Here is a 20041-nt window from a genome sequence, read left to right as displayed (position 1 = left end):
GAGTGTCGCGGACTTAGGTGTTGCCAAACCGACTACGGGGAATGACCGTATCGTCCGGTGAGACGCGAATAGCTGTCGATTGCGAAAGCGGGTTTAAGAACCGGGTGCGGTTCGCGTCTTCGGCGGTCGGACCGGGTCGCGACCATCCGGCCGTGGGCGGCGAATCCGCCATCTTTTACCCGGCCCTCGGAGTACCGGCGACATGGACCAACTGCGCCAGTCCTTGCTCGACGCGCCCATCATCGAGAAGGGGGAGTACCAGTACTTCGTCCACCCCATCAGCGACGGCGTTCCGATGCTGGAACCCGAGCTCCTCCGCGAGATAGCCATCCGACTCATCCGGAAGGCCGAGATAGAGGACGTCGACAAGATCGTCACCCCGGCGGCGATGGGTATCCACATCTCGACGGCGCTGTCGCTCATGACGGACATCCCGCTGGTCGTCATCCGCAAGCGCGAGTACGGACTGGACGGCGAGGTGTCGCTCTCCCAGCAGACGGGCTACTCCGAGTCGGAGATGTTCATTAACGACGTGTTCGAGGGCGACAAAGTACTCGTCCTCGACGACGTGCTCTCGACGGGAGGGACGATGAAGGCCATCCTCGACGCGCTCACGCACATCGGTGCCGACGTGGTCGACGTGGTGGCGGTCATCAAGAAGGCGGGACCGAACAAACTCGACGACACCGACTACGCGGTGAAGACGCTCATCAACGTCGAGGTCGAGGACGGTGAGGTCGTCATCGTCGACGAACACGGCGACGGGTGACGCGAGCGGGCGTCGCGGGGGGTTTTTCACCGCGCCGTCCCGACGGCGTGTATGGTTTCGACGCGGTTCCTCCGACTCGTGAGTACGGTCCTGCTCGTCGTCGGCGCGCTCGCGGTCGGGGAGGCGCTCCACCGCACGGTCGTAACCGGCGAGACGTCGCTCACCTCGCCGCTGATGCTCCTCTACTTCGTGCTCGGTGTGGTGTTCATCCTCCTCGGCTACCGGGCGCGCCGACCGGTCGCCCGGCACTACGCGCTCGGGAGCGACGAGGAGCGTGACCCCCCTGAACGGTCACGCGACGCCGAGTCGGGTCTCGGCGGGCCGAACGACGAGACCGGCGAGGAGTTCGACCCCAGCATGAGTCCGCTCGGCGACGCCGCCCCGGGCGAGGCGGCGGCGGCGCGCGACGAGACGACGTCGGACGCGGAGAGTCTCCGGGAGCCGGGGGACCCGGACAGCTCCGCGGACTCCGAGACTCACGAGACGCGAGAGGGCGGCGCGACCGAACGAGTACGGACGACTCCGAGCCCGGAACGGGAGATATTTAATCCGGGGACCCCGTGTGTCTGACACACAATGACGGTTCGACAGCGCGTTCCGGACTCCATGATGGCCCCCCTCAGTCTCGTCTCGCTCGGGGTCATGATACTCGGGGCGGTCGTCGGCTACATCTTCGTGATGATCGGTATCACCCTCTACTTCGACCTCAACGGGCTGCCCCTCTCGACGACGGAGTCGCTCGTGGTCGTCGGGTCGGGAGTCGCCTGTCTCGTGGTCGGGTACGCCGGCTGGCGCGGCTTCATGGCGTTCGCTCAGTGACAATGGTCGACATCCGCGAACACCCCGACGCGCCGCCGCTCGAGGAACTGCGCGACTTCACGCTCGTCCCCGTCGCACGCGAGGAGATACAACGGCGGCGGGACGACGGAGAGGAGTTGAGCGAGGTGAACCTCCGCGAGTCCCGTGACGACGTGCACGTGGAGCTCGAACCGGACCCCACGTCGCGCGGCCCGGCCGACGACATCGGCACGGCGCTCTACCGGCTCGTCCAACTGTTCGGCACCCCGCAGGTGCCCGGATTCGAGGCCGGTTCCGACATCAGCTGGCGCGACGACACGACGTTCAAGTACCTCTTCCGACTGACGACGGTGAACGAGGTGGACGACCGGAGCCTCCCCGACGAGTGGCTCATCACGGTGTACGACTGGCACACCCAACTCGGCGTCGGCCTCGCGGCGTGGAGCGACGACGGCGTCGACCCGACCGAGTACGACGACGCGGTCGGACTCGTCTCGCTCGCGCTCGTGACGAACGTCGTCACCGAACCGGTCGAGTGCGAGTACGAGAACATGTGGTACTGAGCTACCAAGCCGAGAACCGACCCACGGACCGAGTTCTCGTTCTCTCGTCGGCCGACGACATCGCTCCTCGCCGGGCTATCGGCCGGTCGTGACGTGCATCACGCCGAACACGACCGCCAGCGACGCGACGAACAGCCCGGCGAACACCGGGACGACGGTCGGTTCAGCGTACCAGCCGTTCCAGTAGCCCGCGTACGCCACCAGGACGAGCGTCGGCACCGACAGCAGGAAGAACAGCGAGGAGAGGTACGAGGCGAGCGTCGGGTCGTCCGCGTGTCTGGCGTAGGTGCCGCGCTCGCGGACCGACTTCTCGTCGGTGGGTATCTCCTTCGGCATGGACCGGGGTAATCGCCCCGGCGGGATAGGTGTACCGTCGGCGGGTTACGCCCGCGCTCCGTCGTAGACGACGGCGACCAGGTAGCCGACCAGTTGGAGTGGGAACTGCGCGAAGACTGTGAACGTGATGACGTCGCGGACGGTCGGGAGCAGCGCCCACCCGCCGACCGTGGAGATGCCGAGCAGGTAGTACGGAGCCACCGCGAACGCGAGGCTGGCGAGCGCGCCGCCGACCCACGCGACGGCGAGCGCGGCGACGCTCGTCCGGAGGTTCTGGCACAGGAGCTTCACGAACGCCCCCGAGAGCGCGACCATCGTCCCCATCAGCGCCGGCGAGGTCCACCCGACCGCGATCGTCTCGAGGCGGAGGACGTGCGTCCCCATGGCCGCGAGCAGGCCCGCCGCGACGCCGACGAACGCCGCCGCCGTCCAGCGCTGGCCGGGCGACCCGTAGCTCGCGTCGGCGGGTCGGACGAGCGCCTCCCGGACGCGCGAAGTCGCGTCAGACATCGACCGAGAACTCCCGTCCGGTGACCCGGAACTCCAGGAGGCCCGAGGCGGACGCCGTCCCCTCCGAGACGGCGGTCCGCGCCCGGTCGGTCGCGTTCCCGTCGACGTCCATCGTGACCGTCACCGTCCGCGCGTCGCCCGCCGGAATCGTCGTCTCGGGGACCGACGAGGTGCGCGGGACGGTCAGCCGCTGGTCGTCGCGGAACGGCTCCTCGCCGTCGTAGACGACGAGCTGTGACCCCGTCAGCTCGACCGGCCGGTCGAGCGGGTTCCGGACGCGCATCCGGAGCCGCATGGTCGCCGTCTCGCCACCCGTCTCGACCGCGTACGCCTCGACCGAGGCGGAGACGGCGTCGCGCTGCTGCCAGATGAGTTGCGACCCGAACGTGTACGCGAACGCCGACCCGGTCACGAGAAGGAGGACCGCGAACGCCGCCAGGAGGAGGGACTGCGCGCGCGGGGACCGGGGCACGTCAGTCCTCCGTCGGCGCCGCGGCGACGCCCCCGCCGACCTCGGCGGTCGTACCGTCGCCGTAGAGGTGGCACTCGACCGCACGGCTGTCGACCGGTCGCGACGAGGGGTACTCGGTCTCGCACACCGTCGTCACCACGCCGTCGAGCGAGTCGAGCGCCGACTCGCGGTCCTCCTCCAGGAGCGCGTCCGCGGCCTCGAACAGCGCGTCGCGCGCGCGCTGCGGGAGGTCGACGGTCGTGAGGTCCACGCGGTGGCCGCCGGTCTCGATTTCGGTCTCGGAGCGGTACTCCTCGGGGACGTTCATCGTCAGCCCGTGTTCGACGAGCGCCTGGGTCGGGTCGCCCGTGTCGTCCTGGATGGCGCCCGGCCCGAGTTCGTCGCGCTTCGTCTTCAGTTTGAACTGGAACGCCCGCCGGAACGCCTCCTGGCTCCCGTTCCAGTCGTCCGGGGGGATGATGTGCGCACACCGGGGGTGGTACCGGCAGCCCGGCGGCGGGTCCCGCGCCGACGGCACCTCGCCGGTGGCGTTCGCCCGGCGACGGTTCTCCCCGAGTTCCACGTCCGGCACGGCGTCGAACAGCGCCTCGGAGTAGGGGTGTTTGGGGTCGCTGATGATGTCGTCCGTCGGTCCCTGCTCTATCATGTTCCCGAGGTACATGATGCCGGCCCGGTCGCACATGTACCGGATGAGCGAGAGGTCGTGACTGATGAACAGGTAGGTCAGCCCGTACTCGGCCTGGAGCCGCTTCATCAGGTTCAACACGCCCGCTCGAATCGACACGTCGAGCATCGACACCGGCTCGTCACAGACGACGAAGTCGGGGTCGACCACGAGCGCGCGGGCGATGGCGACCCGCTGGAGTTCGCCGCCGGAGAGTTCGTCCGGGAAGGCGTCGAGGTACACCTCCGCGGGACCGAGTCCCACGTCGTTGAGCACCTCCTTCACGCGCTCGCGCCGCTCCTGGTAGCTGTCGAGCATGTCGTTGATCTTGAGCGGCTCTTCGACCGTGTTGAACACGGTCATCCGGGGGTTCAGCGACTCGAAGGGGTCCTGGAAGATCATCTGGACCCGCTTGCGGAACGCCCGCTCGTCCTCGCTCGTCATCTGGGTGATGTCCTGCCCGTCGAACCGGATGGTCCCCTCGGTGGGGTCGTACAGTTTCACCAGGAGCTTTCCCAGGGTCGTCTTTCCACACCCGGACTCGCCGGCGATGCCGATGGTGTCGCCGCGCTCGACGGTGAACGATACCCCGTCGACGGCCCGCACCGGCTGCGGCTCGCGCCCCAGGACGGTGTCGACGATGCCCTGAGACAGGTCGAACAGCTTGTGGACGCCCTCTACTTCGACTAGCGGCTCTCGATTTTCTGTTCCGTCCATGTTTCCTCCTGCATAGCCTCGGTTCGAAGCGTTTCGAGTTCGTCGATGCGGTAACACGCCGAGCGGTGCGCCCGTTCGTCGGACGCCTCGACGAGTTGCCCCAGTTCGCTCGCCTCCTCCGCGTCGTACATCGGCGGGTGCTCCGAGTGGCACTCCTCGATGGCGAACGGACACCGCGCGCGGAACCGGCACCCGGCCTCGGGGTCACGCAGCGTCGGCGGCGTCCCGGGGATGGAGACGAGCTGTTGTTGCGCCTCCGTAATCGTCGGGAACGAGTTCTTCAGCCCGAGCGTGTACGGGTTGGCCGTCTCGTTGAAGATGTCCTCCTTCCGTCCGGACTCCATCACCTTGCCGCCGTACATCACGGCCATCCGGTCGCATATCTCCGCCATGACCGAGATGTCGTGGCTGATGACGAGGATGGAGACGCCGAACTCCTCCTGAATCGCCTCCAGTTCCTCCAGGATTCGGTCCTGGATGATGACGTCGAGCGCCGTCGTCGGCTCGTCGGCGATGAGCACGTCCGGGTTACACGCCATCGCCATCGCGATGACGGCGCGCTGTTTCATCCCGCCCGAGAACTGGTGGGCGTAGTCGTCGGCGCGTTCGGGTTCGATGCCGACGCGTTCGAGCAGGTCGCGCGCGCGCTCGTCCGCCTCCGGCTCCCTGGTCTGGGGTTCGTGTCTGAGGATGGCCTCCGTGATCTGGTCACCCACCTTGTACACCGGGTTCAGGGCGTTCATCGCCGACTGCGGGATGATGGCGATGTCGCGCCAGCGGATGTCCCGGATCTGGGAACTCGAGAGCGCGGCGAGGTCGGTCATCCCGTCCTCGCGGACCGGCTTGTCCGGGTCGTCGATGGCCGACTGCTTCGCACCGCCGTCGGCGTCCTCCCACTCCGGGAGGGTCCCGTCGAACCAGACGCTCCCCGACTCGACGTAGCCGTTCGAGTCGAGCAGGTGGATGAGGCTCTTCGCGAGCGTCGTCTTGCCACAGCCCGATTCGCCGACGAGACCGTACGTCTCACCGGGTTCGACGCTGAACGACACGCCGTCGACCGCGTGGACGGACGACCCGTCCTCGACCGCGTACCGAACCGAGAGATCGTGTACTTCGAGTAGTGTCATGTATCGAGTCTTACCGCTGCGGGTTGGTCACGTCCTCCATCGAGAACCCGATGAAGTAGAACGCTCCGGCCATGAGCATCAGCGCGAGCCCCGGCGGGATGAGCCACCACCACGCCTGGAAGACGTACCCGGTGCTCTTGATGTTCTGCAGCATCAGTCCCCACGACAGTGCGGTGAAGTCCGCGAGCCCGAGGTACGCCAGCGACGCCTGGGCGATGACGGCCCCCGCCGCGTCCTGTGCGAGGTAGACGAACGAGAGCGGGAGGACGTTCGGCATGATGTGTCGGAAGATGATGCGCGTGTCCGACGCCCCCGCCACCTTCGCCGACTCGACGTACGACCGCTCCTTCAACGATAGCGTCTCGCCGCGGATGACGATGCAGTTGTTCAGCCACGAGGTCACCGCGATGCCGATGATTATGTTCGTCGTGGTGATGCCGCGAACCGCGACCAGCACGATGAGGAACGGCAGGAACGGCAGGCCGTACATGATGTCGACGAACCGCTGGATGGTCTCGTCGATCCACGTGTCGCCGTAGAAGCCCGAGATGAGTCCGAGCGGGACGCCGACCAGACTGGAGAGCAGTCCGGCCGCCAGTCCGATGTACATCGCGTTGTACGCCGAGTAGATGGTGATGGTCAGGATGCCCGCGCCGTTCGAGTTCGTCCCCAGCGGGGCGAAGAACGGGTCGCCGAACGCGGGCGGGTGCGGGAGCGAGTCGATCTGGTCCGCGGTCAGGCGGCTCTGTATCGGCGGTTCGCCGAGGTACGCGACCCAGTCCGGGCTGTGTGGGGCGAACACGCCCGGTGCGATGGACCAGGCCGCGTAGATGATGAGGATGACGAGCCCGATGACGCCGATGCGGTGTTCGGTGTACCGGTCCCACCCCCGCCGCAACCGCTCGAGGCGCGGCTCCCACCGCTTTTTCATCGCGTCGAAGTTCGACGACTCGTCCGGTGTCTCGGTCGCCATGGTCACTCAGCCTCCCCGAACTTGATCCGCGGGTCGAGATACGTGTACACCACGTCCGTCAGCAGGCGCATTACCACGATGAGAACGGCGAGGATGAAGAAGGTGGCCTGTGCGACCGGGAAGTCCCGGTTCAGCACGGCCCCGACGATGATCTGTCCCAGCCCCGGCCAGTTGAACACGTTCTCGACGATGACCGACCCGTCGATGAGGAACGCCAGGCCGACGACCGCGCTGGTGGCGACGGGGATGAGCGCGTTGCGCGCGGCGTGTTTCAGCATCACCGCCCGCTCGGAGAGGCCCTTCGCGCGGGCGAGGAACACGTACCCCTCGTCGGTCACGTTGTTCATCGCCGGGCGCATGATGAGCATCGCCCCTACCCACCCGATGAACGAGAGACTGATGATGGGCAGCGCGATGTGGTACAGCACGTCGCGCATCACCGTGAACGCCGTCCACTCGAACTCCGGGAACTGCGTGAACATGTACGCGCTCGGCAGCCACCCGAGTTCGTAGTTGAGTATCCAGATGAACAGCCACGAGATCCAGAACGCGGGCATCGAGTACATCAGGAGCGAGGTGCTGAAGATGGCCTTGTCCTTGTTCGAGCCGCGCCACCAGCCGAGGTACATCCCGACCAGCGGGCCGACGATGTAGCCGATGAGGAACGTCGACCCGAACAGCACCAGCGTCCGCGGGAGTCGGCGGAGGATGAGCTCGGACACCTGCGTCCCGTACGTGGGCGAGCGGCCGAAGTTGAGCGTCTGGTAGTTGACCATGAACTGGATGTACTGCCGCCAGAGCGGCTCGTTCAACCCCCACGTCTCCCTGATTCGTTCGATCTGTTCGCGTGTCATCCCCGAACTTATCATGCTGGTGATAAACGAGCCGGGCATGCTCCGGAGCAACACGAACAGGAGGCTCATGATGACCAACAGCGTCAGGTACGAGACGACGATTCGTTTTGCCAAGTAACGGCCACTGATTCTAGTCATGTGGTGTCAGACCGCGCGTGGTACAGTAAATCATCGGGCGATTCGTTATGAATGTGTTGAACCGGTGCCGGGAGTTAAAGCGCGATGCGCCACGGCGGGCCGGCGACGGTCCGACGTGAGCGCTGGACTGGACTCGCTCGGACTACTCGGACTGGGCCTGGTGGAGTTGCAGGACCTGCGTGCCGAGGTACGTAGAGCCCGGCCCGGGGATGTTCCCGATGTAGCCGTTCCAGTCGGAGGCGTTGATGGGCCACTTGGTCACGTCGTAGGCGGTGACCATCGTCGGGAAGTCGAGGTAGATGCGTTCGACCGCCTTCCGGGCGGCCTGGTTACGCGGCTCGGGTTCCAGCGTCGTCCGCGCCTGTCCGATGAGTTCGTCCGCGGTGGCGTCCTCGAACAGCCCGTACCCCATCGGGTTGTTCAGCGACGTCTCGGTGTTGTTGTCCGCGCCCTCCGACTCGGCCACCGAGTGGTCGTCGGCGTTGTCGCTGTGGAACAGTCCGTACAGGGTGGTCGTCGCGAACGGCGAGAGGTTCACCCAGCCCATCGGGAAGATGTCGAAGTCCTCCTGGGAGTACACCTTGGTGAGCATCGTGTTGAACGACATCACCTGTCGGTTGATGGGGATGCCGATCTTCTGGAGCGCGCCGATGTACGTCTCCACCATCTTCGCGGTCTGGGGGCTGTCCTTCGCCGGGTAGACGTACATCGTCAGCGGCCCGTCGTTGAGTTCGGTGATGGTCTGCCCGTCGACCCGGATCTCCTGGTCGGGGTTCTCGTCGGACTGCCGGAGGACGGCCGACTCGACCGGACCGAACGAGTACTCGTGTTTCGGCTCGCTCTGGCTCGCCGTCACGCCCGTCAGGCTCCCCGGGTACTCCTGTCCGACGTACGTGCCGCCCTCGCCGGTTATCATCTGTCCCTCGGCCAGGAACTGCCGAATCCCCTCCACGTCCGGGACGCTCGGCGACGACTGCCGGAACTGGAACGCGTTGGTCGCCGGCGCGGTCAGAAGTTCGGCGTCGTTCCCGGTCTCGGGCCGGACCGCCGTGTACCCCGGCGGCATCACGTAGTCGCCCATCTGGGCGTAGCCGCGCTGGAGCTGGTCGGTCCAGTAGATGTCGTCGAACGCGAAGCCGAGAATCTGCCGGAACGGCAGGTCGTCCATCGGCGCCCGCCGCAGGTTGAACGAGTAGTGGCTGTACCCGGTGTCGAACCCGTCGACGAGTTCGAGCCCCTCCGTGTTCTGGACGTCCTCGATGCGGGAGGTCCGGATGCCGCTGTACATCGAGTCGATATCGCCCTCGAAGAACGCCTGCGTGAGTGCGGACGTGCTCGAGTACACCTTCACGCGCATCGCCTCGATGAACGGGCCACCCGGGATGAGGCCCTGAATCTCGTCGCGCCACGACAGTTCCGAGAGGTTGTACTCGCCCTGCCGCTCGGCGAACGACACCTCGATGGAGGTGTCGGGTTCGTACCGGGTGACGACGCCCGGCCCCAGACCGACGGGGCCGTCGTTCTCGTACGGTTTGTACGTCTTGAAGTCCGAGACGCCCTCCCACTTGTGTTTCGGCAGGATGGGAATTCCGAACTGGGAGTACGAGAACGTCCCGATGGGCCGGGTGAGCCGCATCTGGCAGTCCCAGTCCTCGGAGTCAGCCATGCTGACCGACTCGATGGGGTTGAGGCTGGCCGTATACGCGCCCGGCATCTGCTCGAGCAGGTAGTTGTACGACCAGACCACCTGGTCCGCAGTGAACTCCGTCCCGTCGTTCCACGTCAGGCCGTCCGTGCGGACGTTGAACAGGATGCGGACCTTGTTCTCCCCGCTCTCGTTCGTCTCGTCGAGTTCCTCGAAGCTCCAGTCCGTGAAGACGTTGGGGTGCATCTCGAAGTTGACGGGGTCGATGGTGGCCCCGCTCTCGTAGATGCGGTCCGTGATGACGCCCGAGTACGCGGACGACGACGCGATGGGGTTGATGTTGTTCGGCGCGGTTCCCATCCCGAAGTTGAAGATACCGCCCTCCGTGATCTCCCCGGAACTGGAGGCCTCCGTGGGAGTCTGGTCCTCGGTCGGGGTCGCCCCCTCCGTCTCCGTGCCCGCCTCCGTCCCGGCGGCCGTTTCGGTGCTCTCGCCGCCCTGGTTGGAACAGCCGGCAAGTCCAAGTGACACCGCAGCGACGCCGGTCCCTTTCAGGAACCGACGGCGCTCCGAGTCAGTCTGACTGTCGGACATACGCACCCTCGTAATCGTATCCCGTACTTAAGCTTGTGGAATCGCGTCACGAACAACCAATATATTTAGCAGTACGAGGAACGATAACAACATGGATGTGGTACCACACCACACGATTCGGGATGCGCGTCTAACTCAGTCGCGGGAAAATATCGCTTCCTTAGCTCTTATTCCGAAATAAAGAGTCAGGGTGAGCGCCGCCATCCCGCCCGAGAGGTACGTGCGGGCGGGGGTGGTCGCCACCCCCCGCTGAGCGAGTTCCATGCCGAGGAACGCCCACCCGCACGCGAGGAGGAAGCCGAAGGCGAACGCCGCCAGACCCGCCCCCTCGCGGTCGGTCGCGTGGAGGTACACGCCGACCGTCAACACCGTCCCGCCGAGGAGCGCGAGGACCGCCCGTGTGTCGAGGGCCATACCGCCCGTTATCCTCGGAAGCGAATAAACTGTCCGACGGGCGCCGATGCCCGTAGTACACCGCCGGCGCCGGGAGCCGACGGTCGAGCGCGGGGGGTCGAGGAACACGCAGCGACCGTGCTCGTCGCCGCGCGGTCGGCGGTCACCGCTCCTCGATGGTGAACACCGGTTCCGCGAGGCTCTCGCTCCGACACTCCGGGCAGCGCGACGGCGCGTTCAACGGGTCGTCGAACCCGTCGAAGCCACAGTCGCGGCACTCCGGCGGTGCGACGAGCAGTTCCGCGTCGTCCGTCGACCGGGCGACGTGACGCAGATGCTCGTACACCTGCGGGGTCGGCACCGCGAGTTCGGCCGCGAGATCCGTCGCCGTGGCCGGGGTCTCGCGGAGCGCGGCGGCGATTCGCTGGCGGGTCGTCCGCTCCGGCATACGCCCTCCGACGGTCCGGGTGTCCGAGACCCTTTCGGCTCTCCCGTCGACCGTCGGACCGGGTCGAGAACCGGGGGGAACCCGCGCACGTTGGACGGTCCCTACCGTTGCGTTTGGGTGGGGTTTCGGCGAAACACACAAAAACGACTTAACGCTCCCCGTGGACCCTCCTGTATGAAGGCAGTAGTGCTCGCCGGCGGCTACGCCACTCGACTCTGGCCCATCACGCGGCACCGACCCAAGATGTTCCTCCCGGTCGGAGAGGGGACGGTCATCGACCAGATATTCGACGACCTCGAGGAGGACGACCGGGTCGACGAGGTGTTCGTCAGCACGAACGAGCGCTTCGCCGAACTGTTCGAGGAGTACCTCGCGGACTCCGAGTTCGAGAAGCCGACCGTCTCGGTGGAGGAGACGACGGCCGAGTCGGAGAAGTTCGGCGTCGTCGGCGCACTCGCCCAACTCGTCGAACGGGAGAACGTGGACGACGACATGCTCGTCGTCGCCGGCGACAACGTCATCTCGTTCGGCCTGTCGGAGTTCATCGACTTCTTCGAGGCCAAGGACTCCCCCTCGCTCGTGGCGTACGACGTGGAGACCAAGGAACGCGCGAAGGCGTACGGGCTCGTCGACCTCGACGGCGACCGCGTCGTCGACTTCGAGGAGAAGCCCGAGGACCCCAGCAGCACGCTCGTCTCCATCGCCTGCTACGCGTACACGCGAGAGACCGTCCCCCTCCTGAGTACGTACCTCGAAGACGGGAACAACCCCGACGAGCCCGGCTGGTTCATGCAGTGGCTCCAGGGCCGTGACGACGTGTACGCGTTCACCTTCGACGGCGCGTGGTTCGACATCGGTACGCCGGAGTCGTATCTCGACGCCGTCTCGTGGTCGCTCAAGGGGGAGAACTTCGTCCACCCCGACGCGACGGTGTCGAACACCGAGATGGGCGAGAACGTCCACGTGATGGCGGGCGCGGAGGTGACCGACTCGTCGCTCGACCGGTCGGTCGTCTTCGAGAACGCGACCATCACCAGCGCCGACATCCGCGACTCCATCATCGACGAGGAGACCGTCATCGACGGTCTCGACCTGTCGGGCGCGCTCATCGGCGCACACTCGCAACTGCAGAACGGTCGGTAGCCGGCCCGGTCACCCGAGTCGCGCGTCGGTGACGCGAATCCGACCGCGGGTGCCGTCCCACTCCGTCTCGTACGCCAACTCGACGGGGCGGTCCATGTGCGGCCCGTCGGTGACGAACGTCTCGAACTCTCCCCCTTCGCCGAGGAGGTGGACGCCGTACTCCTCGTTGAGCGCCTCCAGTTCTCGGAACGCGGCCGCGTCGAGCGAACGCCCGAGCCACGACTCGTCGAGACCGGCGGCCGCAACCTGCACGACGTGTATCTCGAAGCCGGCCTCGAGCATGTCGTCCGCGAGCGACCGCGGGTCGCGCTGCCACAGCGGCGCGAACAGGTCGATTCCGAGCCGCTCGCACATCGCCTCGATGCGGGAGGTCTGGTACTCGCTCTCGACCGCGCCGGCGGTCACGCCCGCCAGCGGTACCTCGGCCGCGAGGTCGGTCAGGGACGCCTCCATCGGTTCTAGTTCGGCGTCCCCCTGTGCGCCCGAGTCCGTCGCGGCGGCGGCGTCGAAGTCCCCCGGCTCCACCTCGACGAGCGGGAGACCGATGCTCTCGGCGGCGACCGCCGCGAGGCGCGTCTCGGGGACGTGGTACATGTACGAGTCGCCGGCCGGATGGACGGTCAGGAGCCGTTCGACGGGGAGTCCCTCCTCGAGCGCGCGGTACAGCGCCCACGAGGAGTCTTTCCCGCCGGAAAACAGGCTCACCCACGCGGCGTCGGCCGTCATGCAACGAGGTAGGGGTGCCGGTCGCTTTACCGGTGACGGTCCGGACCCGAGGAGCGGGACCCCAACCGTTTCGACGGAGCCGCGCGTACACCGCGGCGTGCGACGGACAGGCTTCGGACTCCGCGCCGTCATGGCCGCCGTGGGAGTCACCACGCTCGCGGTGTACACCGTCGTCGCGTACCTGCTGTACGAGGGACTCCGAATCGTCTGGGCGAACCGGCCCGACCCGGTCACGTTCGCCGCTGTCCTGCTGGCCGGGACGGTGCTGTCGGGGTTCCTGACGTACCGGTTCGGGACCGCTCGTGCGCTCGGCGGACTCGACGCGCGGCCGCTCCCCCGCGAGCGCGCCCCGACGGTACACGGCATCCGGGACCGGCTTGCCGAGGCGATGGACCTCCCGTCTCCGCCGCTGTACGTCGCCCGCCTCGGCGAGCCGAACGCGCTCGCACTCGGCGGCAGTCGGCCGGCGCTGGTACTGGATTACACCCTGTTCGGCCTGCTCGACGCGGCGGAGATGGAGGGCGTCCTCGCGCACGAACTCGCGCACGTCGAGGGGCGCGACGGCCTCGCGCAGACCCTGGCGTACAGCGTCGTCCACACCGTGGTCGGGGCGGTCGCGCTCGCACTCGCGCCCATCACGTTCGTCGCCGGCGGGTTCGCGCGCGGGCTGGCGCTCGTGAGCGGGCGACCGGACGCGTGGCAGCGGACCGCCCCGGGTCGGTTCCGGGTGGGGCTGACGCAGGGTCTCACGCTCCTGCTCGTCGGGCTGACGGTGGTCGTCCGCGCCTACTCGCGCCGCCGGGAACACGCGGCCGACGACCGAGCGGTGGAGGTGACGGGCCGGCCGCTGGCGCTCGCGCGGGCGCTCCGGAAACTCGACCGCGCGTCCGGCGGGCCGGTTCCGTTCCCCCCGGTGTACAGACGGCGGCGCGAAGAACCGGAGCACCCGCTCGTGCGCATGCTGTCGACACACCCGCCGATGAACGAGCGCATCGAGCGACTGGAGGCGCGGGCGACGGGGCCGGAACGGGCGGACTCCCGCTGGACGCGCATCCCGATCAGGAACGAAAGAGGGTAGCCGACACGACGAGCGAGCGGGTCGACCGTTCCAGTCCGGTCACGGGTCGGTCTCGGTCAGTCGGCTCGGGTGCAGAGACGGCGCGACGACCTACATGTAGCCGAGGTCGCGGAGGCGTCCCATCAGGTCTTCCTTGTCCTGGGCGCGGCCCGCGCGCTCGCCGCCGTCGTCGAGGTCCTGCAGCCACGCCGGGTCGTCGGCCGCCGCGCCCGACCCGCTCTCGGTGCCGAGCGAACGGAACCCCTCCCAGTACTTCGGCGACACCGGCAGGTCCTCGGCGGCGACGCCGTCGGGGAGGTCCGCCCTCGACTCGGGAACGTGGCCCTCGGGGTAGCCCTCCACCGCGTCCGGGACGACGAAGTGCCAGAAGGCGTCCCAGACGGCGCGCTCGTCGAACTGGAGAATCGGGTGGACGCGGTCGTGCGGGGGGTACCGGTCCTCGTCGTGGCGCGGCGAGAAGAACGTCTCGTCGGCGCGCGCCTCCTGTTCGTCCCACCGGACGCCGGAGAAAGCGGCGTCGAAGCCGCCCTCGCCGATGACGTCGTTCAGCGGCACCGTCTTCAACAGGTGGTTCCCCTCCAGCGAGTCGGGGTCGAAGACGAGCGTCTCGCCGTCGTACTCCAGTCGCTCCAGTTCCGCGCGCGTCTCCTCGTCGAGGTCCGCGACCGGGAGTTCGTCACCGACCGCCGGGTCGAGCGCGGCGAACCGCTCGTTGCGGACCATCCGGAGGTCCAGGTCCCACTCGTCGGCCCAGCGTTCCGCGAACGCAAGCGTCTCGGGGAAGTGCGCGAAGTGGTCGATGAACACGACGGGCGGGACGTCCTCGCCGCGTTCGCGCGCCACCTCGCGGACGACGTACAGGACCAGCGTGGAGTCCTTCCCCCCGGTCCAGAGGACGACCGGTCGCTCGTACGCGTCGAGGGCCGCGGCGGTCACCTCGGTCGCCTTCTCGAGTTTGGCCGCGAGCGTCGGGTAGTCGGCCGCGCTCTCGCCGGTTCCGTCCTCGTAGTCGATGAGGGAAGTGTTGGACACGACTCACGAATGGACGGCTCGAACCATAACTGTACACGGACGAGCGCTATCACGACTCACGCCGCGAGCCGCGAAAGAATCGGCGGCGGTCGGCTCCGAGCGTTCCCGGCGGGTTACATGTAACCGAGGTCGCGCAGGCGCTCCATCAGGTCCTCCTTGTCCTGGGCGCGGCCCGCGCGCTCGGTCGTGTTCTCGATGTCCTGCAGCCACGCCGGTTCGTTGTCGGCCTTCTCGGTCGACACCTCGCTGCCGAGCGAGCGGAAGCCGGCGAAGTACTTGGGCGAGACGGGGATGTCGTCCTGCGTGAGCCCCTCGGGCAGGTCGGTGTCCGACTGCGGGACGTGGCCCTCGGGGTAGCCCTCCACCGTGTCCGGGACGACGAAGTTCCAGAAGGTGTCCCAGACGGCGCGCTCGTCGAACTGGAGAATCGGCTGGATGCGGTCGTGCGGCGGGTAGATGTCCGGGTCGTGGCGCGGCGAGAAGAACGTCTCGTCGGCGCGCGCCTCCTGTTCGTCCCACCGGACGCCGGAGATGATGCCGTCGATGTCGTACTCCTCGAGCGTGTCGTTGAGCGCGACCGTCTTCAGCAGGTGGTTGCCGACGTACGTGTCGAGCAGGAACGGGAACGTGTCCTCCTCGTACTCCAGAATCTCGCGCACGTGGTGCTGGTTGTGCTCGGAGAGCGCCTCGACGGGGATGTCGTCGCCGGGTTCGAGGTCGTTCTCCTTCGCGTACGTGCCCACGTCCTCGTTGCGAGCGTAGATCACGTCGAGGTCCCACTCGTCGGCCCAGTGCTCGACGAAGTCGTGAATCTCCTCGAAGTGCTGGTAGTGGTCGATGAACACCGTCGGCGGGAGTTCGAGGTCGTGTTTCTCACAGACCTCCTTCACGAAGTACAGCGTGAGCGTGGAGTCCTTCCCGCCGGTCCACATCACGGCCGGGTTCTTGTACTGTTCGAGACCCTGCTTCGTCACCTCGATACCTTTCTCGATCTTGTGTTCGAGCGACGGGTAGTCCTCCGGGGACTCGCCTTCGCCGTCACTGTAGTCCACGTCGAGGTACTCGGGGAAGTCCTCTGGCATGCAGTAATGAGATATAATTGCCCGCTAAAGAATATTGGGGCCGTACCCCGAGAGAACGCGACGTAAACGGCGACTACCGTGTGGACCGGTTCCACACCACGGGGGGACCGAACGGCCGTTACGAGATGAACTTGTTGTCGCGCCAGTTCACGCCGCCGTCGGCTCCGTTCTTGCGCGGGCTCTCGACCACCTCGACGCTGGCCGGGCGCTCCTCCCCCTCGACGATGCGGTGCGCCCGGAGTTCGCCGTCGTGTTCCGTGATGGCGGTGAGCGTCCCCTTCTCCGAGAGCAGCGCGATCTCGCGCAACACCTCGAACATGGGGAACTGGAGCGCCGTGTTCTGGAGCACCGTCTCGCGGTCGCCCTTGAAGCAGGCGAACTCGACCAGTTCGCTCGGAATCTCCTCTTCCTCCTGCATCCAGCCGCCGCCGGTCTTGGGCGGTTCCTCCTCGTAGACGCGCGTCTCGGAGACGCTCGCTTTCAACTGCGCTGTCGGCGTGTACTTGCTTATCTCCTCGTCCGAGGAGACGGCTTTGATGATGAGTGTGTTGTTCCGGCGAGTGATGTCGATGTCGTCAATCTTGTCCGGGAGCCTCGGGTCGGAGTCGAAGTGCTCCTGAACGTCTTCGAGTGGCAGTTCGAGCGTCGAGTGAAGTCGGTATACGCGGCCTGTCATGGTGTGTGGGGTTAGGACTGGGTTCCGGTGGGCCTCTGTTCGAGTCTGCGCGACGCCCGCTTAACGGGATATTGGGGCTCTAGGTTTATATCTACTCTGCCCTACGCGGCGTCCCCGTCGAGCGTCTCAGCCAGTTCGCCCCGTTCTTCGAGTTCCGCGAGGATGTCGCTCCCGCCGACGAACTCGCCGTCGACGTACGTCTGCGGGATGGTCTCCCAGCCGCTGTGGTCGGCGAGCGCTCCCCGGTAGGCCTCGAGAGCGGGGAGCGTGTCCACCGTCTCGAACTCGTCGACGTGCCGGGAGATGAGTTCGAGCGCTCGTTTCGAGTAGCCGCACTGGGGCATCAACCGGTTCCCCTTCATGAACAGGACGACGTGGTTCTCCTCGATAGTGTCGTCGACGCGCTCGGCCACCTCGTCCGCCGAGAGGTCGCCTCCAGGCTGGAACGTCATACCCGCTACTAGGTGAGTGGGCTTGAAATGGATTGCGACGTCCGGCTCTGTGTCGCGGTCGGTCTCGGAACTGGGCGTCCCCGACCGTACCACGCCCCGCGCGGGCGTACGCCCCGCCTACTCCCGGCCGACGCCGATGACGTTGATGAGCGAGTAGACCGGCACTCCCGCCACTTCGTCGAGTCCCTGCTTGTCGACGATGACCACGCACGCCACGGGAGCACCCCCCTCCTCCTGGACCGCCTCGACCGTCTCGGTCAGCGTCGTCCCCGAGGTGACGGTGTCGTCGACGACGAAACACTCCCGGTCGCGGATGGCCGCGAAGTTGCGCGAGAACCCCCCGCCACGCTCGTCGATGTCCCCCTCCTCCCACTGGTGTTTCGCCGGCGCGTACGCCGCGAGGTCGGTGTCGAGTTCGCGCGCGATGGTCGTCGCGAGCGGCGTCCCCGCCTTCTCGATGCCGACGGTCAGGTCGACGTCCGCCCCCTCCTTGGCCAGCAGGTCGGCCATCGCGCGACCGACGTGTGTGAGCCGGGTGCTGTCGCGACCGATGACGTTCCAGTCGACGTGGATGTCCTGCGGACCGCTCGGAGCGCCCCCCGACGACTCGTCGGGACCGGCGGCCGCGCCCGCACGCTCGACCAGCCACGAGGCGGTCTCGCGCGAGACGTTGAGTTCGTCCGCGATCTCCCCCTTCGACAGCCCCCGCTCGGCCAACTCCGCAGCGTCCTCGATGAGGTCGTCGACGTTCTTCATCGCGTCGCGAATTCGACGGCCGTCTTGATAGTGGTGTCGTCATCCGCGAAGGCGCGCTCGAATCGGTCGACTCCGTACACTCCCGTGACGAGGTCGTCGAGGAACGTCGACGAGAGTCCGTCGAGCGTCTCGACCGCGCGCTCGAAGTGGCGGACGTTCGAGTTGACCGACCCGACGACCGCCTTGTTGTGGAGCACGAGTTCCCGGTGGAACGCGCCGGCGTCGTAGTCGAACTCCCACGGGTCGGGGACGCCCAACAGCGCCGCCACCCCGTTCGGCGCGAGCGCGTGCACCGAATCGAGCGCGTGGGGGGCGTGACCGGTCGCCTCGTAGACGAGGTCCATCCCCTCGTACGCCGACGCCACCTCCGCGACGGGCGTCTCCCGGGAGTCGACGTACGTGGCGCCGAGCGACTCGATGAGGTCGACGGTCGGGTCCGGCCGGTCGCGCCGGCCGAGGCAGTAGGCGCGGTCGGTGTTCTCGACCAGCATCGCGAGCGTGAGCAGCCCGAGACTCCCGTTGCCCAGCACCATGGCCGACTCGGGACTCCACTCGAACGCGGAACGCGACGCCCGGACGTGTTCGAGCGCCTTCTCCGTGATGGATATCGGCTCGACGAGGAACCCCCGTTCCGCGAGCGCGTCGGGTACCGGAACCAGGAACTCCGCCGGGCTGGTGACGTACTCGGCCATGAACCCGTGCGCGCCCGCGATGCCGCGCTCGTGGTACTCGCCCGCGGGCGCCATGTCCGGCTCGCCGCGCGCGAAGTAGTCGTTCTCGCCGTTCGGCCTGCGCCGCACCGTCGGGACGACCACCTGCCCCTCCGTCAGGGTCGTTCCGTTCGGGTCGGCGACCACGCCGACGGCCTCGTGACCGAGGACGAGGTGGTCCGCGCCCGCCGGGAACCCGCCGTGTCCGCCCGCCAGCACCTCCCGGTCGGTCCCGTCGACGCCGACTCGGAGTATCCGGACGAGCGCCTCGCCCGGTCCCGGCTCCGGCCGGGGAACGTCGCCGAGCGACGGCACCTCCTCCCCTCGCTGAACTGCGATAGCGTTCACACGCGCCGCTCGACCGCCGCCGGCAAAAGGTTTATTCTATCGTGAGTAAACAGGTGAACGCCGGTGGGCGCCCGTCCAGCCACCCATCTCAGTCCGCGCTCACCGCACCTGTTTCGGTCGACGACTCGTCGTCGAGCGGCGCGCTCGGCGGTGGATTCGACTGCCCCGTCGCGGAACGGATCGGCCGCGACGCACGGGAGCGGCCCGGAGCCGCGAGAAGGAACCGAGGTGGGTCCGGTCGACCGGCCGCCGCCTACTGCTCGCCCGACTCGTCGTCGATATCGCCCTCGCCCTCCTCACCCTCCTCGGCCAGCAAGTCGAGGCTCTCGAGGTACTCGCGTACCGTCTCGGGGTCGTGGGCCACGTACTGCGAGTCCTCGACGCCGACGGTGGCGAGACCGACGCCGTGGGGCGTGAGCCCCTCGTCGTTCGTCTCGGCGAGCGCGCCGAGCGCGAGTTCGATACCGGCGTCGAGCGACATCCCCTCCTCGTACCCCTCTTCGAGGTAGTCGCGGACGTCCGTCCGGTTCGCGCCGATGGAGAGCGCCTTCCACTCGTACGGCGTTCCCGACGGGTCCGTCTCGAACAGGCGGGGCTGGCCGTCCTCGATGCCACCGACGATGAGCGCGACGCCGAACGGGCGCGCGCCGCCCACCTGCGTGTACTGCTGGATGTGGTCGGTGACCGTCTTCGTCAGCGTCTCGATGCCCATCGCCTCGCCGTAGCGGAGGCGGTTCACCTGCGCCTGTCGCCGCGCGAAGTCGATGAGCTGACGCGCGTCGGCGACGTGGCCGGCGCTCGCGATGCCGATGTGGTCGTCGACCTTGTGGAGTTTCTCGACCGACTCGGGCTCCATCAGCGGGGAGCGCGACTGCTTGTCCGCGGCCAGCACCACGCCGCCCGCCGTTCGAATCCCGATGCTCGCCGTCCCGCGCTTGACCGCCTCGCGGGCGTACTCGACCTGATAGAGGCGACCGTCCGGGGAGAAGATGGTGATGCCCCGGTCGTACGCCTGCTGTTGGGCTTGTCCCTGCATT

24 protein-coding genes are annotated in these 20041 nt (G+C 67.3%); 6 read left to right on the top strand and 18 right to left on the bottom strand.

Annotated elements, in window-relative coordinates; genetic code table 11:
- Positions 1 to 202: 202 nt before the first annotated feature.
- From hpt to AC6RUA_RS00230, 4 genes are read left to right on the top strand one after another with little or no spacing between them, the layout of a single operon-like run.
- Positions 203 to 769 (top strand): hypoxanthine/guanine phosphoribosyltransferase, encoded by a 567-nt coding sequence (hpt, locus tag AC6RUA_RS00245; protein ID WP_499813964.1) that lies wholly within the window; start codon positions 203 to 205, stop codon positions 767 to 769.
- 51 nt (positions 770 to 820) lie between these two features.
- Positions 821 to 1339 (top strand): hypothetical protein, encoded by a 519-nt coding sequence (locus AC6RUA_RS00240; RefSeq protein WP_499813963.1) that lies wholly within the window; start codon positions 821 to 823, stop codon positions 1337 to 1339.
- A gap of 6 nt (positions 1340 to 1345) precedes the next feature.
- Entirely contained in the window at positions 1346 to 1588 is a 243-nt protein-coding gene (locus AC6RUA_RS00235; RefSeq protein WP_499813962.1) for a hypothetical protein, read from the top strand.
- A gap of 2 nt (positions 1589 to 1590) precedes the next feature.
- A complete protein-coding gene (locus tag AC6RUA_RS00230; protein ID WP_499813961.1) occupies positions 1591 to 2130 on the top strand; it encodes a hypothetical protein in 540 nt (179 codons plus the stop codon).
- A gap of 75 nt (positions 2131 to 2205) precedes the next feature.
- Here the strand turns inward: AC6RUA_RS00230 and AC6RUA_RS00225 are convergent, their stop codons facing one another.
- The 10 genes from AC6RUA_RS00225 to AC6RUA_RS00180 all read right to left on the bottom strand — a co-directional run bounded on the left by AC6RUA_RS00225 (position 2206) and on the right by AC6RUA_RS00180 (position 11001).
- Positions 2206 to 2466: a hypothetical protein gene (locus AC6RUA_RS00225; RefSeq protein ID WP_499813960.1), complete on the bottom strand. Its 261-nt coding sequence runs from the start codon at positions 2464 to 2466 to the stop codon at positions 2206 to 2208.
- Positions 2467 to 2511: 45 nt separating this feature from the next.
- Positions 2512 to 2976 carry a hypothetical protein gene (locus AC6RUA_RS00220; RefSeq protein WP_499813959.1) on the bottom strand — a complete coding sequence of 155 codons (465 nt, stop codon included), beginning with the start codon at positions 2974 to 2976 and terminating at the stop codon, positions 2512 to 2514.
- Positions 2969 to 3448, bottom strand: a complete 480-nt coding sequence (locus AC6RUA_RS00215) for a hypothetical protein (RefSeq protein ID WP_499813958.1) — start codon at positions 3446 to 3448, stop codon at positions 2969 to 2971. Before AC6RUA_RS00215 ends, AC6RUA_RS00220 begins: the two co-directional genes overlap by 8 nt.
- 1 nt (position 3449) lies before the next feature.
- Positions 3450 to 4829 (bottom strand): ABC transporter ATP-binding protein, encoded by a 1380-nt coding sequence (locus tag AC6RUA_RS00210; RefSeq protein WP_499813957.1) that lies wholly within the window; start codon positions 4827 to 4829, stop codon positions 3450 to 3452.
- Positions 4799 to 5956, bottom strand: a complete 1158-nt coding sequence (locus AC6RUA_RS00205) for an ABC transporter ATP-binding protein (RefSeq protein ID WP_499813956.1) — start codon at positions 5954 to 5956, stop codon at positions 4799 to 4801. The genes AC6RUA_RS00210 and AC6RUA_RS00205 overlap by 31 nt, the downstream gene beginning before the upstream one ends.
- A gap of 10 nt (positions 5957 to 5966) precedes the next feature.
- The gene (locus AC6RUA_RS00200) at positions 5967 to 6929 is read right to left on the bottom strand and encodes an ABC transporter permease (protein ID WP_499813955.1); all 963 of its coding nucleotides are present in this window, start codon (positions 6927 to 6929) and stop codon (positions 5967 to 5969) included.
- Between the two features lie 2 nt (positions 6930 to 6931).
- Entirely contained in the window at positions 6932 to 7921 is a 990-nt protein-coding gene (locus AC6RUA_RS00195; protein ID WP_499813954.1) for an ABC transporter permease, read from the bottom strand.
- 142 nt (positions 7922 to 8063) lie between these two features.
- The gene (locus AC6RUA_RS00190) at positions 8064 to 10160 is read right to left on the bottom strand and encodes an ABC transporter substrate-binding protein (protein WP_499813953.1); all 2097 of its coding nucleotides are present in this window, start codon (positions 10158 to 10160) and stop codon (positions 8064 to 8066) included.
- 135 nt (positions 10161 to 10295) lie between these two features.
- On the bottom strand, positions 10296 to 10574 hold the full coding sequence (locus tag AC6RUA_RS00185) for a hypothetical protein (RefSeq protein WP_499813952.1): 279 nt from the start codon (positions 10572 to 10574) through the stop codon (positions 10296 to 10298).
- Between the two features lie 142 nt (positions 10575 to 10716).
- Positions 10717 to 11001: a transcriptional regulator gene (locus AC6RUA_RS00180; protein WP_499813951.1), complete on the bottom strand. Its 285-nt coding sequence runs from the start codon at positions 10999 to 11001 to the stop codon at positions 10717 to 10719.
- 174 nt (positions 11002 to 11175) lie between these two features.
- On the opposite strand from AC6RUA_RS00180, the gene AC6RUA_RS00175 reads away from it, so the two are divergent.
- Positions 11176 to 12144 carry a nucleotidyltransferase family protein gene (locus AC6RUA_RS00175; RefSeq protein ID WP_499813950.1) on the top strand — a complete coding sequence of 323 codons (969 nt, stop codon included), beginning with the start codon at positions 11176 to 11178 and terminating at the stop codon, positions 12142 to 12144.
- 9 nt (positions 12145 to 12153) lie between these two features.
- Here the strand turns inward: AC6RUA_RS00175 and AC6RUA_RS00170 are convergent, their stop codons facing one another.
- Positions 12154 to 12870 (bottom strand): diphthine--ammonia ligase, encoded by a 717-nt coding sequence (locus tag AC6RUA_RS00170; RefSeq protein ID WP_499813949.1) that lies wholly within the window; start codon positions 12868 to 12870, stop codon positions 12154 to 12156.
- 97 nt (positions 12871 to 12967) lie between these two features.
- Between AC6RUA_RS00170 and AC6RUA_RS00165 the strand changes: the two genes are divergently transcribed.
- Complete coding sequence (locus AC6RUA_RS00165; RefSeq protein ID WP_499813948.1) at positions 12968 to 13948, top strand: M48 family metallopeptidase; 981 nt, start codon at positions 12968 to 12970, stop codon at positions 13946 to 13948.
- Positions 13949 to 14038: 90 nt separating this feature from the next.
- On the opposite strand, the gene AC6RUA_RS00160 is transcribed toward AC6RUA_RS00165, so the two are convergent.
- The 7 genes from AC6RUA_RS00160 to psmA form a co-directional block, all read right to left on the bottom strand.
- Positions 14039 to 14980 (bottom strand): phosphoadenosine phosphosulfate reductase family protein, encoded by a 942-nt coding sequence (locus AC6RUA_RS00160; RefSeq protein WP_499813947.1) that lies wholly within the window; start codon positions 14978 to 14980, stop codon positions 14039 to 14041.
- 113 nt (positions 14981 to 15093) lie between these two features.
- A complete protein-coding gene (locus AC6RUA_RS00155; protein ID WP_499813946.1) occupies positions 15094 to 16062 on the bottom strand; it encodes a phosphoadenosine phosphosulfate reductase family protein in 969 nt (322 codons plus the stop codon).
- A gap of 118 nt (positions 16063 to 16180) precedes the next feature.
- Entirely contained in the window at positions 16181 to 16738 is a 558-nt protein-coding gene (locus AC6RUA_RS00150; RefSeq protein WP_499813945.1) for a DUF7110 family protein, read from the bottom strand.
- Between the two features lie 101 nt (positions 16739 to 16839).
- Positions 16840 to 17190: a glutaredoxin family protein gene (locus AC6RUA_RS00145; RefSeq protein WP_499813944.1), complete on the bottom strand. Its 351-nt coding sequence runs from the start codon at positions 17188 to 17190 to the stop codon at positions 16840 to 16842.
- Between the two features lie 117 nt (positions 17191 to 17307).
- Positions 17308 to 17946, bottom strand: coding sequence for a transcriptional regulator GfcR (gene gfcR / locus AC6RUA_RS00140; RefSeq protein ID WP_499813943.1), 639 nt, complete (start codon positions 17944 to 17946; stop codon positions 17308 to 17310).
- Complete coding sequence (locus AC6RUA_RS00135; RefSeq protein WP_499813942.1) at positions 17943 to 19004, bottom strand: glucose 1-dehydrogenase; 1062 nt, start codon at positions 19002 to 19004, stop codon at positions 17943 to 17945. Before AC6RUA_RS00135 ends, gfcR begins: the two co-directional genes overlap by 4 nt.
- A 253-nt stretch (positions 19005 to 19257) precedes the next feature.
- Positions 19258 to 20040, bottom strand: a complete 783-nt coding sequence (gene psmA, locus AC6RUA_RS00130; RefSeq protein WP_499813941.1) for an archaeal proteasome endopeptidase complex subunit alpha — start codon at positions 20038 to 20040, stop codon at positions 19258 to 19260.
- Position 20041 lies beyond the last annotated feature (1 nt).

The sequence above is a fragment of the Halorarum sp. SLYT50 genome, from assembly GCF_059821265.1.
The sequence above is the reverse complement of the archived record's forward strand: the minus strand, read 5'-3'. Positions and strand labels throughout refer to the sequence as shown.

Bases quoted from the DNA above. Each gene is read 5' to 3' on its own strand.
- hpt (WP_499813964.1), top strand. From the start codon at position 203: ATGGACCAACTGCGCCAGTCCTTGCTCGACGCGCCCATCATCGAGAAG.
- AC6RUA_RS00240 (WP_499813963.1), top strand. From the start codon at position 821: ATGGTTTCGACGCGGTTCCTCCGACTCGTGAGTACGGTCCTGCTCGTC.
- AC6RUA_RS00235 (WP_499813962.1), top strand. From the start codon at position 1,346: ATGACGGTTCGACAGCGCGTTCCGGACTCCATGATGGCCCCCCTCAGT.
- AC6RUA_RS00230 (WP_499813961.1), top strand. From the start codon at position 1,591: ATGGTCGACATCCGCGAACACCCCGACGCGCCGCCGCTCGAGGAACTG.
- AC6RUA_RS00225 (WP_499813960.1), bottom strand. From the start codon at position 2,466: ATGCCGAAGGAGATACCCACCGACGAGAAGTCGGTCCGCGAGCGCGGC.
- AC6RUA_RS00220 (WP_499813959.1), bottom strand. From the start codon at position 2,976: ATGTCTGACGCGACTTCGCGCGTCCGGGAGGCGCTCGTCCGACCCGCC.
- AC6RUA_RS00210 (WP_499813957.1), bottom strand. From the start codon at position 4,829: ATGGACGGAACAGAAAATCGAGAGCCGCTAGTCGAAGTAGAGGGCGTC.
- AC6RUA_RS00205 (WP_499813956.1), bottom strand. From the start codon at position 5,956: ATGACACTACTCGAAGTACACGATCTCTCGGTTCGGTACGCGGTCGAG.
- AC6RUA_RS00200 (WP_499813955.1), bottom strand. From the start codon at position 6,929: ATGGCGACCGAGACACCGGACGAGTCGTCGAACTTCGACGCGATGAAA.
- AC6RUA_RS00195 (WP_499813954.1), bottom strand. From the start codon at position 7,921: ATGACTAGAATCAGTGGCCGTTACTTGGCAAAACGAATCGTCGTCTCG.
- AC6RUA_RS00190 (WP_499813953.1), bottom strand. From the start codon at position 10,160: ATGTCCGACAGTCAGACTGACTCGGAGCGCCGTCGGTTCCTGAAAGGG.
- AC6RUA_RS00185 (WP_499813952.1), bottom strand. From the start codon at position 10,574: ATGGCCCTCGACACACGGGCGGTCCTCGCGCTCCTCGGCGGGACGGTG.
- AC6RUA_RS00180 (WP_499813951.1), bottom strand. From the start codon at position 11,001: ATGCCGGAGCGGACGACCCGCCAGCGAATCGCCGCCGCGCTCCGCGAG.
- AC6RUA_RS00175 (WP_499813950.1), top strand. From the start codon at position 11,176: ATGAAGGCAGTAGTGCTCGCCGGCGGCTACGCCACTCGACTCTGGCCC.
- AC6RUA_RS00170 (WP_499813949.1), bottom strand. From the start codon at position 12,870: ATGACGGCCGACGCCGCGTGGGTGAGCCTGTTTTCCGGCGGGAAAGAC.
- AC6RUA_RS00155 (WP_499813946.1), bottom strand. From the start codon at position 16,062: ATGCCAGAGGACTTCCCCGAGTACCTCGACGTGGACTACAGTGACGGC.
- AC6RUA_RS00150 (WP_499813945.1), bottom strand. From the start codon at position 16,738: ATGACAGGCCGCGTATACCGACTTCACTCGACGCTCGAACTGCCACTC.
- AC6RUA_RS00145 (WP_499813944.1), bottom strand. From the start codon at position 17,190: ATGACGTTCCAGCCTGGAGGCGACCTCTCGGCGGACGAGGTGGCCGAG.
- gfcR (WP_499813943.1), bottom strand. From the start codon at position 17,946: ATGAAGAACGTCGACGACCTCATCGAGGACGCTGCGGAGTTGGCCGAG.
- psmA (WP_499813941.1), bottom strand. From the start codon at position 20,040: ATGCAGGGACAAGCCCAACAGCAGGCGTACGACCGGGGCATCACCATC.